The 16718-nt window shown below is 60.1% G+C and carries 12 protein-coding genes and 1 pseudogene; 9 read left to right on the top strand and 4 right to left on the bottom strand.

The window, feature by feature from the left end:
* Positions 1-127: 127 nt before the first annotated feature.
* On the bottom strand, positions 128-3508 hold the full coding sequence (locus HJB82_RS23815) for a DEAD/DEAH box helicase (RefSeq protein WP_207582364.1): 3381 nt from the start codon (positions 3506-3508) through the stop codon (positions 128-130).
* 134 nt (positions 3509-3642) lie between these two features.
* Positions 3643-3975, bottom strand: a pseudogene (locus HJB82_RS31745) (cellulose biosynthesis protein); the annotation flags it as partial.
* 363 nt (positions 3976-4338) lie between these two features.
* On the opposite strand from HJB82_RS31745, the gene HJB82_RS23825 reads away from it, so the two are divergent.
* Positions 4339-5121, top strand: coding sequence for a response regulator transcription factor (locus HJB82_RS23825; protein WP_207582366.1), 783 nt, complete (start codon positions 4339-4341; stop codon positions 5119-5121).
* Positions 5122-5169: 48 nt separating this feature from the next.
* On the opposite strand, the gene HJB82_RS23830 is transcribed toward HJB82_RS23825, so the two are convergent.
* Positions 5170-5490: a hypothetical protein gene (locus HJB82_RS23830; protein ID WP_207582367.1), complete on the bottom strand. Its 321-nt coding sequence runs from the start codon at positions 5488-5490 to the stop codon at positions 5170-5172.
* Positions 5491-5877: 387 nt separating this feature from the next.
* Here HJB82_RS23830 and HJB82_RS23835 point away from each other — a divergent pair, with 387 nt between their 5' ends.
* Genes HJB82_RS23835 through HJB82_RS23855 form a run of 5 tightly spaced genes read left to right on the top strand, consistent with a single transcriptional unit; the run spans position 5878 to position 11279 of the window.
* Positions 5878-6900, top strand: a complete 1023-nt coding sequence (locus HJB82_RS23835) for a UDP-glucuronic acid decarboxylase family protein (protein ID WP_207582368.1) — start codon at positions 5878-5880, stop codon at positions 6898-6900.
* 1 nt (position 6901) lies between these two features.
* On the top strand, positions 6902-7885 hold the full coding sequence (galE, locus tag HJB82_RS23840) for a UDP-glucose 4-epimerase GalE (RefSeq protein WP_221116441.1): 984 nt from the start codon (positions 6902-6904) through the stop codon (positions 7883-7885).
* Positions 7882-9750, top strand: a complete 1869-nt coding sequence (locus HJB82_RS23845) for a glycosyltransferase family 2 protein (protein ID WP_207582370.1) — start codon at positions 7882-7884, stop codon at positions 9748-9750. The genes galE and HJB82_RS23845 overlap by 4 nt, the downstream gene beginning before the upstream one ends.
* Before the next feature lie 35 nt (positions 9751-9785).
* Positions 9786-10307: a DUF995 domain-containing protein gene (locus HJB82_RS23850; RefSeq protein ID WP_207582371.1), complete on the top strand. Its 522-nt coding sequence runs from the start codon at positions 9786-9788 to the stop codon at positions 10305-10307.
* Positions 10308-10310: 3 nt separating this feature from the next.
* Complete coding sequence (locus tag HJB82_RS23855) at positions 10311-11279, top strand: glycoside hydrolase family 26 protein (RefSeq protein ID WP_221116444.1); 969 nt, start codon at positions 10311-10313, stop codon at positions 11277-11279.
* A 64-nt stretch (positions 11280-11343) separates the two neighbouring features.
* Here the strand turns inward: HJB82_RS23855 and HJB82_RS23860 are convergent, their stop codons facing one another.
* Positions 11344-12630 (bottom strand): ABC transporter substrate-binding protein, encoded by a 1287-nt coding sequence (locus tag HJB82_RS23860; RefSeq protein WP_221141747.1) that lies wholly within the window; start codon positions 12628-12630, stop codon positions 11344-11346.
* Between the two features lie 145 nt (positions 12631-12775).
* Between HJB82_RS23860 and HJB82_RS23865 the strand changes: the two genes are divergently transcribed.
* The 3 genes from HJB82_RS23865 to HJB82_RS23875 are packed head-to-tail and all read left to right on the top strand — an operon-like array spanning position 12776 to position 16707.
* Positions 12776-13834 (top strand): LacI family DNA-binding transcriptional regulator, encoded by a 1059-nt coding sequence (locus HJB82_RS23865; RefSeq protein WP_221116446.1) that lies wholly within the window; start codon positions 12776-12778, stop codon positions 13832-13834.
* Between the two features lie 9 nt (positions 13835-13843).
* Positions 13844-15700 (top strand): DUF2264 domain-containing protein, encoded by a 1857-nt coding sequence (locus HJB82_RS23870; RefSeq protein ID WP_207582375.1) that lies wholly within the window; start codon positions 13844-13846, stop codon positions 15698-15700.
* Entirely contained in the window at positions 15697-16707 is a 1011-nt protein-coding gene (locus tag HJB82_RS23875; protein WP_221141749.1) for a hydroxyacid dehydrogenase, read from the top strand. The genes HJB82_RS23870 and HJB82_RS23875 overlap by 4 nt, the downstream gene beginning before the upstream one ends.
* Positions 16708-16718: the final 11 nt, after the last annotated feature.

Genomic DNA, 16718 nt, shown 5'->3' on the forward strand with positions numbered 1-16718 from the left:
CGCCAGCCTCCTGCTCACGCAGCACACCGATGATCTGCTCTTCTGTAAATCTCTGCTTCTTCATTCGTCCGTCCTTCGTAAGGCCGGACTCTAATCAATTCTGGAAGAAATTCGCAGTGGCAGGTCATCAGTCCAAACCATTCCGAGCCAGGAATTCCCCTGCTTGAATTGTCTCCAAGGCATCCGCCGTCTCCCTGAAGTACGGCAAGGTTTGCCAGAGAGTGCGGTCGCCGACGATATAGAAGCGGCGCTTCGCGCGTGTCAGCGCCACGTTCAACAGGTTCGGCTTGGATGCGGCCCAGGCTGCGGCTCCGCTATGATCGGCATCGGCGCCGAGAACCATGAAAACGATGTCTTCCTCCTTGCCCTGGAAGGTATGCACCGTGCCTATCCTTTCCCGCAGCCACCTGGACAGTCTCGATGGAGGGGACCGCATATTTCCGTTCCGGTCCATCCATGCTGCATGGGCCAGAGCCTGCCTCAGGCTGTTCTTGACCTCCTTGAACGGCGAGATGATATAGAGATCCGGCAATGCGCCATTCCGGCGATATGTGGCAGTGAGGACGTTGACGATGAAGTCCGTCTGTTCTGCAACGGTCTGTTTGCCCGCGACCCTACCCCTGACGTCGATCCAGGCGCTGTCGCCATAAAACGGCGGTGCGTCGCCAGCAGGGCGGCGCTTCTCCAGCCCGAATACCATCTTGTTCTGATAGGCGATCCGGTTGGCAAGGCCGAACATCGGATCGATGCAGCGCCGGTGCACCCGGAGAGGACAGCCGATCCAGAGTCCATCCGCTTCCTCGCCGGGGACTGTCGTTCCGTAGCGGTTTGCGGCATCGGCCAGCATCTGCACCGACGCCCGGTTCGGTGAATATTGTCCTGTCGCCGTGTGGGCTGAGAGAGACGAAGCGGCGGTGATCAGCGCGCTCGGAAGTGTAAAGACCGGCTCGATCTGCTGGGGATCGCCGATCGCCATGACACGGCGCCCCCGCAGCAGGGCTCCGACCGCCGCTTGCGGCACCGCCTGACCCGCTTCATCGATAAAGACCCAGCCGATCGAACCAGCTTCGAGCCCGCGGAATTGCCGGGCGAAGGAGGCAAATGTTGTCGAGACGATAGGAACGATCATGAAAAGGCTTTGCCAGATCGACACAATGTGCTCCCCATCGACGGGGCTATTGTTGGAAAGCAGTTTGCTGATGGCGACAATGTTTCCACCAAAACCCCCGCCCTTCCTGCCAACCTCCGCCAGCCATGCTTCATGCAGCGTCAATGCTGCTTCCAACAATGCCGAGCGCAGACCTGCCAGTTCGTCCTGATGCCACAGGCCGTCGATCTGGAACTGGTCGGTCTCGAGATCGGCGAGACGGTCGGGTGCGGCAGGATGATTGAAAATTTCCCCCAGACGGTCGAATTCACTTCTTTTCCTGGACCAGATTTTCCGCCGAGACCGCAGTGCCTGTTCGGCCCGTTCATGCTTGAGCAACGCCTGTTCCAGCTGAGGTTCATGGATTTTCGCAAGATGGTCCTCGCATTCTGCCAGTGCCTTGCGCAATTCCAGCTGCCGACGCGCATTGGCGCCGACGTCTTGCCGATGCTGCCGGGTAGAGTTGCTCGGCAGCGCTCGCTCCCACCACGCAGGCGCGCTGCGGTCGAGCAGCTGTTCTTCCTCCTTCAGACCCGACAATCCTTCGCGGAGACGCAGCATTTCGGCCGCCGCCGTGTCGCAACGGCCCTGCACGCCCCGGAGTTCGGCGGCGGCTTCCCCGACCCCTTTAAGCGTCTCGCTGCAGAACGTATCCTCTGACACCCCGGCGATGTCGTCATAGAGATCGGCATAGCGTGCATATTGACCGATCTTGTCAAGAACCAGGGCATCGGCGTCATCAAAGGCCGTTGATGCTTCGGCGAAACTCGGCCCCTCGTAACTCTTAAGCCATTCCCAGATGGTCTGCGGCCTGGCCGCGCCGGACCAGCCGGGATTCGGCCTTTCGGTGATTTCCATGAAGGCGAAACGTTCCTTGAAGGCGCGACGGTTCCTGGAGTTGCCGAGCGCGCAGGCGATCAGCCCCCACGGACGGTCGCCGTCGGAAAGCTTGACGGCGGCACCATTGTCCTTTTGACAAGCGACCTTGTGCGCGACCGTCTGCAGATAGTGGAAGGAAGACGCCCTGGCGATCGAGCTTCGCTTGGGAAGGTCGCGCGAAATATTATCCACGGCGGCATTGTTGGAGGAGGCGACGACCATTTCGAAACCGGTAAGGGCCGGGATCAGTGCCGATATCGTGGCGGTGCTCCGGTCTGCGAAGATGGCGCGGCGCGCTGGTCCGTCGAAGGCATCGCGCGCCGTCTTCAAGGAGGAGAGCACGCGGGCGCGCCGAACGATATTATCCGCGAACAGATCGCGAAGCAGCGTCGTCTTTCCCGTCCCCGGCGGGCCGTTGACCGAAAACAGTCCGGTTTTCGAAAGCTCGCCGATGGCCGAATTGATCGCGAACTGCTGCATGAGGCTCATCGCGTGATAAGGTTCGCTGAGCCAGCGTCCGCGGTTGATATTTCCCGGATGCAAGGCCCGAACGATCGCCTGGCGTCCGTCCGCCGTATAGAGGTCGATCCGCTTCTCCTGCGCAAGCGGGGTGAGATATCGCCTGAGCGGCTCGGGAATATCGCCGTGTTTGACGCGCATCATCGCCCGCTCGATATCCTCGATGAAGAAGCTGTTCAGGATACCGATCTCTTCTTCAACGCTTGCACTGTCATCCTCCTCATCCTCGGCATCGGGCGCATGGCTCTCCTGCTGAGGCGGCAGCGACAGGACTTCAGGCCTTTCCGCCTTGTCTTTGTAGCGTATCTCAACGGCGGCGATGGGCATCTCCCGAGGCGAGGCAAAGCCGGCCCAATCGCAGAGCAATTCATGCAGCGTCAGAATCTCGCCGGCGTCGATCGGTTGATCGTCTGTGTCCCCGAAGGATGGCGATCTCAAATGCCGCTGCGCCCGAAAATTTTGAAGCAGTTCCGATAGCTGCCGCTTGCAGTCGGCAAATGCCTCGTAGCTGAGCGAGGAGAGGCCGGATTTCTGCACGCGACCCAGAGCCCAAGGAAGCGTGGAGACCGAAAATGTCTCGAAGATCGGCTGTCCCAAGGGCGTGAGCTGCAGGCTGGCAAAGCAGGTATCGCCATCGAGATCGCCGCGCTCGGCATCCTCATATTCGGCGATATCGGCTGCAACGCTATCGAAGCGCCTGCGGATGTCGGTGACTTCGGATTTGCTGAAGACGCCGAGGAACAGCGTAAAACCCGTGATCTGCTTCCCCTCGGGGATCGCGGGACGGCGGAGTGATGCACCGTCATCTTCAAGCGTCCTTGCATGCAGCCAGAAGACACTTCGGCCCTCACCTGTGACGACACGACTGGATAGATCATAGGGAATGAAGAACTCGATCTTGTGCCAGAAATCGAGAATGGCCAGAAGCCGTTCTCTTTCGGCGCCATCTGCATTGGTCTGCATGAGTTCCTACTGAGGAGTTGCAAAATAGGCTTGCACCTCTTTTAGCAACGATCGCAGCTCAAAATCAAAGACCATGGCGACTGCGCATTCAGGAAGCGCCCAAACGCATTTTTGCGCAACCGGCGAAAATCCCGTCAATGCAGACGCGGCCGGCGTCGCTTGCTGAGCTGCCGTCCCCGATTCCAGCGGAGGACAGTCTCCTGCGCGACGTCGGTCTTATGAGGAGCTGGCTCGACGCTCGTGCGGATCCGTTCGAGGGCTGCACTTGCCTTGGCCGCATAGTCGAGTGCGGCCGGATCGTCCGAATGCACATCCTGGATCGCAGCGAAGACTGCCTCCGCTTCGCCCAATCGCTTGTTGGCCGCAAGGGCAATGCCCCGTTTGTAATGCGCCTGGATGAGATGTGGCCCGATCTCTCCGACCTGGCGGAAAGTTTCGGCGGCCAGGTCATCTTGATGCAGGGCAAGCGCTCGCCGCTGGGCTGAGAGCAACCATTCGATGGCTGCCCGCCTCGTACACGACACTCCATGCAGGACGAAAATATAACAATCTGTACTGAAATATTACATCAAGCTCTGATCTATATTGGGAGCAGATATAACCTCGAAGTACCCATCACAGTAAAAATACAACCAAAGCTTAGTATATTATCGTTTTTTGCCCGCTAAAACTAATCACTTTGGGCCATTTCCTTCCCTCTCAATCCGTATTAACATAATTAAGAAATGTCTAAAAAATAAAGCGGTGACATCAAGGGCCGGCATTTCATACTATTTAATACCCGCCATCGCTCCAAGTTTGAGTAAAGTGTAACGCTACGGGAGGCGTATATGTTCATGACAGGCTCAGGGATGGAGAATACTGACCAGGGACGGAAGTTGGATTCATCTGGAAATACTATACTGGTGGTTGCCAAGGCGGATCTGTTTTCGGAATGCATGGTAGAAGCTCTGGCAAAGAAATTTCCGAACTGTGAAGTGGCAAGCATAACGAGCACAAAGCCGATGCTGGAAAAGGATACCAGCGATATAAAGCTCGTTTTATTCTATCATATACCGGCGCCGGAGCTTCATGAAGCACTGCAGGCTGCCCGCGAAAACCATCCGGAGACCTCCGTCGGACTCGTCGTCGAGGCGATCGATATGCTTGAACCCTATGTCAGCCGGCTGGTGGAGGCAAGGATCATCGATGGCGTCCTGCCGCTCAACCTGCGTCTCGATGTCTTCATGGCCGCAGTGGATCTACTGATGAAGGGCGGCGAACATTTTCCCTCAGCACTTCTCAATCGCCTCACCAACAAGAACGCCCAACTGGAGCCCTCCCTCTATCAGACAAGGTCGGTCGATGCGGCACGCAGCAATGCGCTGAAGCTGAGACGCGACAGCATCTCCAGTTTGACCACCCGGGAGGTTCAGATACTGGATCTCATCTGCAAGGGCACGCAAAACAAGATCATCGCCGACAAGCTGCATCTATCAGAAAACACCGTGAAGGTTCACGTCCGCAATATCTACAAAAAGATGAACGTGCGAAACCGCACGGAAGCTGCGTCCCGCTTCTTCAATGAGCATCCCGCCGGCGATGACGACATGTCCGGCCGGTGGCGCAACTGATCGAAACGCGTATCGCGATGTTGGGCGACATGCTTTAACGCTGTCGCTTCAGATCGAGGGGCGCGCGAAGCAGTGCGACTTCTGTCCGAAGCCGCTTGGCGAGCAGATATAAGGCGCTGAGCCGTGATAGGCGACGTGAACCGTTGCCGCAGCAGGGCGCTCGGGCCGATCTGCCGGATAGGTATAGTCTTTCGAGACACGCGGCGCCTCGACCACGACGACACTTTTTTTCGCGACGACGGCTATGTCGTCGTCAGCGACCGCACAGGCACTCGGTCCGATCGCCATAAGCGTCGTTCCCCAGGCGAACATCGCAAAACGAAATAGACGCCAGCCTTTCGGCTGCGCTGCATCTTGTTTTTTCAACATAGCAAAACCCCTCGCACATGGCGCTTCCGGATGCAAGACCGGTCGCGCAATCCGGCGCGGCCAACCTTACTCCTTTCTTCTACATCTGCTGTATTGAGTGAGGCTTAAGCGACCTCAGGCTACCCGTGGCGCGTGAGAAGCAGGAATAAAATGATTAATCATTTATTATTCTGAAGAATAGTTGCGTAGTTATTTTGGATAATCAGAATTTTTGAAGTTGACGTCAGCTGTAATCGTCTTATTGTTTAAATAGTAATTCAGTCATCCGAAGAATAACTAAAAAGTTATTCGTATTGAGATAGTCGATACAATGAATATCCAGCCGGATGAGGAGACATGCAGTGCATAACTAAATCAAAAGACTAAATACATGGGAAGGAGTTTGTAATGCGTAGTTTCGTTCCCAGCGAAGGAAATTCTGAGGTAACTCGTATACCGGTGCTCAGGCAACTGGGCACCGCTCTTGTCAATGGTGGGGCCGGCTTCCTCGGTTCACATCTCTGCGAAAGGCTGCTGCAGCGTGGCCACCGCGTCATCTGCCTCGATAATTTTTCGACCGGCCGCCGAGTGAATGTCGATCACCTCGCCGCGAACGCCCGTTTTCACATGGTCGAGCACGACGTTCGCCAGCCTTTCGATATCGAAGCGTCGCTCATCTTCAACTTTGCCTCGCCCGCCTCCCCGCCCGATTATCAGCGGGATCCTGTGGGAACATTGCTCACCAATGTGCTCGGCGCCGTCAACACCTTGGATTGCGCCCGCAAGACCGGTGCTGTCGTCGTTCAGTCGTCGACATCGGAAGTCTATGGCGACCCGAGCCAGAGCCCGCAGCAGGAATCCTATTGCGGCAATGTCAACCCGATCGGACCGCGCGCCTGTTACGACGAAGGCAAACGCAGCGCCGAAACCCTGTTCTTCGACTATCACAGGACCTACGGCGTCGACATCAAGGTCGGCCGCATCTTCAACACCTATGGGCCGCGCATGCGTCTGGATGACGGCCGGGTGGTCTCCAATTTCATCGTGCAGGCCCTGCGCAATGCAGACCTGACGATCTACGGCGATGGTCAGCAGACCCGCTCTTTCTGCTATGTCGACGATCTCGTCGAGGGATTCCTGCGTTTCTCGGCCGCCGGCAACGCCTGCCACGGTCCAATCAACCTCGGCAACCCCGCTGAGATCACCGTTCGCCGCCTGGCGGAAATCATCCGCGACCTGACAAATTCCCGTTCCCGGATCGTTCACCTGCCTGCGGTCACCGACGACCCCCGTCAGCGCCGGCCGGATATTTCCCGAGCCTTGGCCGATCTTGGCTGGCAACCCCGCATCGGCCTCGAAGCCGGCCTGGCGCGCACCGTCGATTATTTCGACGGGCTGCTCGCCGAAACCGAGAAGGCGGAGGTCGTATGAGATGCCCCGCTACATTCTGGTTACCGGCGGCGCCGGTTTCATAGGAAGTCATATCTGCAAAGCGTTGTCGCGCGCCGGCATGATCCCGGTTACCTACGACAATCTCTCGACGGGACATGCCGACAGCGTCCGCTGGGGGCCGCTTATTCGGGCCGAGCTAGCCGACGCCGCCACGCTGCGCCGGACCCTTGCCGAGTTTTCGCCTGATTGCGTCATTCATTGCGGTGCCAATGCCTACGTCGGCGAATCCGTCGAGATGCCCAGGAAGTATTACCGAAACAACGTCGTCGGCAGTCTGACGCTGCTCGAGGCCTGCCTCGACCAGGATATCAACCGGATCGTCTTTTCGAGCAGCTGCGCCACCTATGGCGTTCCCGCCTCGTTGCCGATACGCGAGGAAAGCCCGCAGCTGCCGGTCAACCCCTATGGTCGCACAAAACTGATCTTCGAGATGGCGCTCGAGGATTTTGCCGCCGCCTATGGCATCCGCTTCGCCGCCCTGCGTTATTTCAACGCGGCCGGCGCCGATCCGGAGGGTGAGCTTGCCGAGCGCCACCAGCCGGAAACCCACCTAATCCCCCGCGCCCTTCTCGCTGCCGCCGGCAGGCTGGAGAGGCTGGATATCTTCGGCACCGACTATGCGACCGAGGACGGAACCTGCGTGCGCGACTATATTCACGTCAGCGATCTCGCGCAGGCGCATCTTGCCGCCGTCAATCATCTGATGGCCGACGGCGGCTCGCTCAGCGTCAATCTCGGCTCCGGTCGCGGCACCTCGGTGCTCGAGATCCTCGAAGCCATCTATCGCGCGACCGGCCGTGAAGTCCCCGTCCGCTATCGCCCCCGCCGGGCCGGCGATCCGCCGATCCTCTTTGCCAACACGGCGAGAGCGAAGGCGGAACTCGGCTTCGCTCCCACCCTCTCGGATATCGATACGATCATCCGTACCGCCGGCCCGACCTTTGGACTGGAGATGACAGCGTGAGCAACGTTTCGCAAATCGGCCACGGCGTCAGTACGGCTAAAGCCGCCACCGCGGATGCATTCGAGCCTGTTTTTACCGGCTGGAACCGCGTCGCCTATGGTTTCGGCATCCTTTGCTGGCTGGCCGCACTTGGGTTTTTCTGGATCTGGTGGTGCCAGTCCGCCCATATCATTTCCTGGACCGCCTTTGTGCTCATTACCCTCGTACTGGGCTGGATCACGCTCGTGCCGGCCTATTTCATCCTGATCTTTCTCGATGCTAGGACGATCAGCCCCCGCGCTCCGCTGCCGGAAGGGCGAGTGGCGATGGTCGTCACCAAGGCGCCGTCCGAGCCTTTTGCCGTCGTTCGCGCCACGCTTCAGGCAATGCTCGACCAGACCGGCGTCGAGTTCGATGTCTGGCTGGCCGACGAGGATCCTTCCGAGGAGACCAGGCGCTGGTGCGCGCAGCACGGCGTGCTGATCTCCACCCGAAAGGGGGTGGCGGAATATCATCGCGCAAGCTGGCCGCGCCGGACGCGATGCAAGGAAGGCAACCTTGCCTATTTCTACGACCATTTCGGCTATGAGCGTTATGATTTCGTCGCCCAGTTCGACGCCGATCATGTGCCGACGCCGACCTATCTCCGTGAAATCCTGCGCCCCTTCACCGACCCTGAAATCGGTTATGTCTCCGCGCCGAGCATCTGCGATGCGAATGCCGGTACGAGTTGGGCCGCGCGCGGCAGGCTCTATGCCGAGGCCAGCCTGCACGGTTCGCTGCAGACAGGTTACAACAATGGCTGGGCGCCGCTCTGCATCGGTTCCCACTATGCCGTTCGCACCGCCGCACTTCGCCAGATCGGCGGCCTCGGCCCGGAACTCGCCGAAGACCATTCGACGACGCTGATGATGAATGCCGGCGGCTGGCGCGGCGTCCATGCCGTCGATGCGATCGCCCATGGCGACGGCCCGGCGAATTTTGCCGATCTCGTCGTCCAGGAATTTCAGTGGTCGCGCAGCCTCGTCACCATTCTGCTGCAACATTCCAGCCGCTATGTCGTCCATCTGCCATGGCGACTGAAATTTCAGTTCGTGTTCTCGCAGCTGTGGTACCCGCTGTTTTCCGCCTTCATGGCCGTAATGTTCCTGCTGCCGGTTGCCGCCTTGCTGACGGGCCACGTCTTCGTCGACGTCACCTACCCGGATTTCCTGCTGCATTTCCTACCCATATCGGTGGTACTGACGCTGTTTTCCGTATTCTGGCGGGCGAGGGGAACCTTCAGGCCGCATGATGCGAAACTTTTCGGCTGGGAGGGGCTGGCCTTCATCTTCCTGCGCTGGCCGTGGTCGCTCGCCGGCAGCCTTGCGGCCGTTCGCGATCATATCTCCGGCTCCTTCGTCGACTTCCGCATCACCCCGAAGGGAAAACAGCAGCAGCATTCTTTGCCGCTGCGCGTCGTCGCCCCTTATATCGCGCTCGCCGGGCTTTGCGCCGTCGCCATGGCGCTTGCCAGCGAGGTCGCTGCCGCTCAGGGCTTTTACATTTTCGCCGCGATGAACCTCTCGATCTATCTGTTGCTAGCGATACTGATCGTCGTTCGCCATGCGATTGAGAGCAGTCTGCCGCTGCTGCCGCAATCGCACGGGCTACGGCTTGCGACTGCCATGGGGCTTGCGATCTGGGTTACCGGCGGCATGCAGCTGGGCAGCCATGGCCTCAGCAGCCTCGAAGCTCTTTCCCATGGCCAGCCATTCATCAGTTTCACCGAATCACAATTTGCCGTCGCCGGTGCCGGCCTCGGCGGCGGCAAGACCAGGATCACCAAATTTCGTCTCAAATGGAATGGGTTCGGCAACATGGGACGGGACGAACAGGGTGTGTAGCCGGCAGTCCGGCAAGTGTCGAACAGGAGGATGTAATGTGTATCGGATCGAAACTTTATGGAGCAGCCCTTGCTCTCAGCCTGTGTCTGCCGGTGGCGGCACATTGCGCCGAGGCAGCTGGCAAGAAGGCGCCGACGCCGCTCAGCGCCTATGAGCTCTACCGCATCTACGGCGACAAGACCTGGATCTGGAACACCGGCGGCGGTCGTTTCGTCGATGACGGCCGGCGGTTCGTCGCCTGGACCAATGACAAGGGCAAACAGTCCTTCGCCGAAGGCACGTGGGTGGTCGACGATCTCGGCCAGCTCTGCATGCGCGCCACCTGGACGAATGCAGAAGGTGCGGCCCGCGCCAGCACCTGTTTCGGCCATCGCAAAATCGGCAACACGATCTATCAGCGGCGCCAGCCGGACGGCAATTGGTATGTCTTCCGTCATGCGTCGGTGCGCGGCGATGACGAGTTTGGCAAGCTCGTTCCCATGGATTCGGTCAGTGCGAAAGCGCGTGACCTGAAGCAGGTCCTGCTGAGCCAGGAAGTAGCCCGAAAAGGAGGGTGAGCCATGAAGAAGCTACTGAAAAAAAACCTCTCGACTGCAGCGATGGCGGTGCTGCTGCTGTGTGTCGCCGATATGCCGGGCCGAAGCGAGATGCAATATGCGGGCATTGCCCCGAACCCGGCTGCAGGCGTCCAGACGATCATCGACAAACGCCCCGTTCTTCATGCCGACGGCATCAAGTTCGGCGCCTATGATCCAAATGGTGATTTTGGCGCACAATCGAATGTCGCGACCGAAGCCCTGTTCCTGCCTTGGGAGGACGTCGATCTGGAGACGCTACGCGTTGCCGATGCCTACGCGCAGGCCAGAGGCCGCAATCTGCTGATATCGGTTGAGCCGTGGTCCTGGGATGTCGACTGGCGGCTGACCTCCGGCCAGCTTCGTCAAAAGGTCCTGCGCGGCGATTACGATGTCAACATGCGTGCGATCGCGCAGATGATATCCCAGCTGAAAAGTCCGGTGATCATTCGCTGGGGCCAGGAGATGGAGGACAAGTCCGGGCGGTTTTCGTGGTCCGGATGGAACCCGCGGGACTATATCACGGCCTACAAGCGCATGATGGATATCGTCCGCCAAGAGGCGCCGGGCACTAAGCTGATGTGGTCGCCGAAGGGCGAGCCAGGCTTGCAGGACTACTATCCCGGTGATGATTATGTCGATCTCGTCGGGCTCTCGGTCTTTGGCCTGGAACGCTACGACGAGCTTGCCTACACCAAGCATCGGACGTTTTCGGAAGCGCTGAAGCAGGGTTACGATCTCGTCGCCGGCTACGGAAAGCCGATCTGGGTGGCGGAGCTAGGCTATCAAGGCGGCGACGCCTATGTCAGGCCCTGGATCGAAACCGCGACGCTGAAGCAGAGCGCCTTTCCGAACCTTCAGGAAGTCGTCTATTTCAACGACCGGGATGTGCATGCCTGGCCGTTCGATCTCGGCCGGCCGGACTGGCGCGTCGTCGAAGGCCTGGCCAACTGACCGCCCGGAAAGGAGAGAGGCCCGCCGGGGTTTGCGGGCCTCTCCTCTCATGTCGGGCGATCGATCATCCTTTGATCGTCGCCTTACCCTCTTCGATGAGCCGGCTTGCCGCATCGGCGGGCAAAATCCGTTCGAAGGCGAGTTCGTCACAGATCGGGCGCAGCACGCGCTGGTCGAACTGGGTTGCGCCCATCGGCACCGGCGGCGGATATTCGCCGACCTGATCCTTGAGAAGATTGACGTATTTGACTGTTTCCTGCTCCGTCGGGTTGAGCTGCGGTAGAATGGCTTCGCGCACGGACGGGGACATCGGCACGCCGCGCTCGACGCCGAGAATCTTGCCGGCCTCGATATCGTTGACGAAGAAGTTGATGAATTTCGCGGCTGCCTCGCCGTTCTTTGTCGTGGCGCCGAGGCTCCAGATAAGCGCGGGACGGTAGTAGTGGCCCGACGGCCCACCCTTCTTTTCCCGCGGCAGCATGGTGATGCCGAGCTTGTTCTTGATGATCAGCTGATAGCCGACCATTTGATTGGAATAGGCCATGCCGATCACCGATTTGCCGATACCGAGGCAATTGGTGTCGATGGTGTTCTGATCGAGCGTCTGGACGTCGGCAGCAACGGTGCCCCCCGCTTTGCGAAGCTTCTCCCAGTAGTCGAACCATTCGGTGGCATCGTCGGCTGTGAAGCCGAGCCCGACGCTTTCCTTCGCAAAGAGGCTCTTGCCGCGCTGGCGCAGCCAGGCGTCGAACACATAGGCGTAGCGTGCGGCATAGGGGCCGCCGCTCTTGCCGGAGGACTTGGCGAGTGCTACGGCGAGCTTGGCATACTCGTCCCAGGTGAGGTCGGGTGTCGGCAACGGGATGCCCGCCTTTTCGAATTCGACCGTGTCGAAGAACATCGAGAAGGAGTTGAGGCCGAGGCCGACACCATAGAGTTTGCCGTCGATGGTGGTCAGTTTCAGCATGTCGGCGCCGAAGGACTGGACGTTCAGGGTCGAAGGCAGGAATTCGTCAAGCGGCATGCACGCGCCGCGCTTGGAATAGTCGGAGATCGTTCCCGGCTCGAGCTGGAAGACGTCGGCGATCGAGCGGCCGGCCATCTGCGTTGCGAGTTTGGTCCAGTAGCCGTCGCCCGAAAGCGATTCACCGACGATCGTGACGCCGGGCGTCTTCGCTTGGTAGAGCTTGGCGACTTCGAGCGTGCGCTTGGCGCGGTCGTTCGACCCCCACCACATGGCGCGCAGCGACGCGTCCTCGGCAAAAGCCGGAATTGCGCTTCCCGCGCCGAAGGCGAGGCCGGCGGCTGCTCCGGCTGAACCCATCAGAAATGAACGGCGGTTGACCTGCATGATATCCTCCTCCTTGTCGCAACATGCCCGCTACCATCCTCCAACGGCGTTGGCGTGCATTTTGCAATAGAGTACGCAAAAAAATAATTATTGCAATAAATAACGTTTATCTTGCAAATTTGCATAATTTGCATAAGGTTTGCCCATGAATGAACAAAAAACCAACGACCAAGAAACCAACGACCAAAAAATCAGACGGCCGCGTCAGGCCGATATCGCTACATTGGCCGGCGTCTCCGTCTCCACGGTGTCGCGTGTGCTCGCCAACGAACCCGGCATCAGCGAAACCGTGCGCCGCCAGATCTTGAAGGTGGCGGCCGAGCACGGCTATCCGGTGAAATCTGCGACCGAAGCCGTTGCCGGCGGGCTGGCGCTCATTGCCAGCGACGGCGTCACCGGCGGTCTCAGCGTCTTTTATGAAGCGATCGTCGAGGGCCTGCGCGCCGGAGCCGCCGAAGCCGGCATGCCCTTCGAGATCCGGATGGTTCGCGAGGATCGCATCACGCCGGACGCCGTGCGCGACTATATGCAGGCAGCAGATGCCGAGGGTCTCTTTCTGGTCGGCATCGACCCGAACGAGATGCTGCGTGACTGGCTGCAGGGCACCATGACGCCGGCCGTGCTCGTCAACGGCACCGATCCCAGAATGCAGTTTGATGGCGTTTCGCCGGCTAATTTTTTCGGCGCCTATGAAGCGACCAGCCGAATGATCAAGGCCGGCCATCGCCGCATCCTGCATCTGAGCGGCTCGCACCGCTATACTATCCGGGAGCGTATCCGCGGTTTTGAGGCTGCGGTGGCCGCCGTCCCCGACGCCGAGGGTCGTTTCGTGCCTCTGGTGCTGGAGGGCAGCGCCAGCCGCGAGGCGCATGAACGCACTGCCGCGGTCCTTGCCGAAAATGCCGGTTTCACCGCCGCCTTCTGCATGAATGATTTCATCGCCGTCGGCGTGCTCGAGGCCGTCACCGAAGCCGGTATGCGTGTGCCGGAGGATTTCGCGATCGTCGGCTTCGATGATCTGCCCTGCGCGCTGATGACCAATCCGCGGCTTTCCACCATGCGCGTCGACCGCGCCGCCCTCGGGCGCGAGGCCGTCTTCCTGATGCTGTCCCGTTTCCGCAACAGGACGGCGGCGGCGCGCCACATCTGCCAGGCGGTCGTTGCCGTTGCGGGAGGGACCGTTCCGAATGCCGAAAAACCGTGAGTGATGCTGATGACCTATGATCCCGCCAGCGCCAACCCGCTTGCAGGCAATCCGCTCGAAACCCGCGCCGATATGAGCCGGGCTCTGCTTGATCTCTTCGATCCGCTTCTTGTCTGTTTTTCAAAAGGCAATGCCCGCGTCAGGCTGAGCGGCGGCGCCGCCCATTTCGACCGGGCGGCAGCCGATCTCGAAGGCTTCGCCCGCCCGCTCTGGGGATTGGCGCCGCTTGGCGCCGGCAACGGCGACTTCGCCCACTGGCATCGTTTTGCCGAAGGTCTCGCAAACGGCACCGATCCCGCCCATCCGGAATATTGGGGAACGGTCAATGGCCGCGATCAGCGGATGGTCGAGCTTGCCGCTCTCGGTTTTGCCCTGGCGCTGGTGCCGGAAAAGATCTGGGAGCCGCTCGATCAGCGCGCCCGCGGCAATGTCGTCGCCTATCTCAAGCATGCCAGGCAGTTCGACTATGCCGACAATAACTGGAAATTCTTCCGGATCCTTGTCGATATTGCGCTCGATCGTCTCGGCGCCGATTTCGATCGCAGCCTGACCCGGCAATATCTGCAGGAGCTCGAAGGCTTCTATATCGGCGATGGCTGGTATCGCGACGGCAACGTGCGCCGCATCGACCACTACATTCCGTTCGCCATGCATTTCTATGGTCTGATCTATTCCAAGCTCGTCGACGACGATTATGCAAAACGCTACCGGGAGCGCGCCATCCTCTTTGCCCGGGACTTCCGCCACTGGTTTGCCGCCGACGGCGCGACGATCCCATTCGGCCGCAGCCTGACCTATCGCTTTGCCTGTGCCGGCTTCTGGTCGGCGCTCGCCTTTGCCGATGTCGAGGCTTTGCCCTGGGGCGAGGTCAAGCATCTCTGCCTGCAGCATCTACGCTGGTGGAAAGATAAGCCGATTGCCGATCGCGACGGCGTGCTGTCGATTGGTTTTGGCTATCCGAACCTGCTGATGTCGGAAAGCTACAATTCCGCGGGCTCGCCCTATTGGGCGCTCAAGGCCTTCCTGCCGCTCGCCATCGCCGAGGATCATCCGTTCTGGACCGCTGAGGAAAAGGCGCCGGAGCAGGCACCCTCTATCGTCCCCCAGCGTCATCCCGGCATGGTGATGATGCGGGCAGGCGGCGATGTCGTGGCACTGTCTGCGGGCCAGGAAAATCTGCAGATGCGTTTCGGCACGGAAAAATACGCGAAGTTCGCTTATTCCACCCGCTACGGCTTCAGTGTCGAGTCCGATGAGCGTGGCTTCGCGCTTGCCGCCTTTGATTCGATGCTGGCCTTCAGCGATGACGGCCTGCATTACCGCGTGCGCGAAACGAATGAGCAAGCAAAGCTTGCAGGCGAGGTGCTCTATGCGAAATGGTCGCCTTTCCCCGCTGTCGCTGTCGAAACCTGGCTGCTGCCTCAAGCCCCCTGGCATATCCGCCTCCACCGGATCAGGTCTGACCGGCCGTTACGCATCGCCGAAGGCGGCTTTGCCATCGGCCGCCGGGATTTCGAGCTGGACAGGCTCTCGGCGTCCGATGGGGCTGCCTACGCGATCGGCGAAGCCGATTTCACCGGCATTGTAGATCTCGGTTCTTCGGTCAGGCGCGCCGGCCTTGCCCAGAAGGCGCAACCCAACACCAATGTGATCGTTGCGAAAACCATCGTGCCGCAGCTGCGCGGCCAGATCCCGGCCGGTGAAACCATCCTGGTGACGGCAGTGCTGGCGCTCGACGATCCCGCCGCCGTCTCCTCTGCCTGGACGAAGCCGCCGAAAGCGCCCGATATTGCGATGCTGGAGGCCCTGGTGCGGGAAAAAGGCGTGACCGTCAGCGCCATCGAAGCGCCGGGACAGATGCCATGAGCCGCCCGGCCATTGTTCTTGCGATGGAGCCCTCGCGCACGGAACACGTCCTGCCGGAGGGTTTGCTGCAACGGCTCGACACCGTCGGTCACCTGCTGGATTCCAAGCCGCTGCAGCATTTCAACGACGAGCGGGCCAGACGCCTGCTGGCCGAAGCCGAAATCCTGATCACCGGCTGGGGCGCGCCCTATGTCGGGCCTGACATTCCCGCCGCAGCAACGCACCTTCGCCTCATCGTTCATGCGGCGGGCACGGTAAAGGGCGTCATCGACGACAGCATCTTCGAAGCCGGCATAGTGGTCAGCCATTCGGCCGAGGCCAATGCCGTGCCGGTCGCCGAATTCACGCTGGCGGCGATCATCTTCGCCGGCAAGCGGGCCTTCCGTTTCCGTGATCTCTATGTCGCCGACCGCAACCGCGACCGGACCTATCCGATGCAGCGCGAAGCGATCGGAAACTATGGCCGCATCGTCGGCATCGTCGGCGCCTCGCGCATCGGCCGGCGGGTAATCGAGCTCTTGAAACCCTTCGGCTACAGGCTGCTGCTGTTCGACCCCATGCTCGATGCTGCCGAGGTCGCCGGACTCGGCGCGGAGAAGGTCGATCTCGACGAATTGATGCGCCGCGCCGATATCGTTTCCCTGCACGCGCCGTCGCTGCCCTCGACCCGGCATATGATCGATGCGCGAAGATTGTCGCTGATGAAGGAGGGCGCAACGCTGATCAACACCGCGCGCGGCATCCTCGTCGATGAGGTGGCGCTGCTTTCGCAGCTGAAGACCGGCCGCATCGATGCGGTCATCGACGTCACCGATCCGGAGATCCCGGACCCCGGCTCGGTATTCTACGATCTGCCGAATGTCTTTCTGACGCCACATATTGCCGGCGCCATCGGGCTGGAACGGGCGCGCCTCGGCGAGATGGCGGTGGACGAGGTCGAGCGCTTCATGATCGGCCGGCCGCTGCTTTACCAGATCCACCAGGCGAATCTCGAAAACATCGCCTGAGGCGCGTCGAG

Source organism: Rhizobium sp. NZLR10, from assembly GCF_019685125.1.
Lineage (GTDB): Bacteria > Pseudomonadota > Alphaproteobacteria > Rhizobiales > Rhizobiaceae > Rhizobium.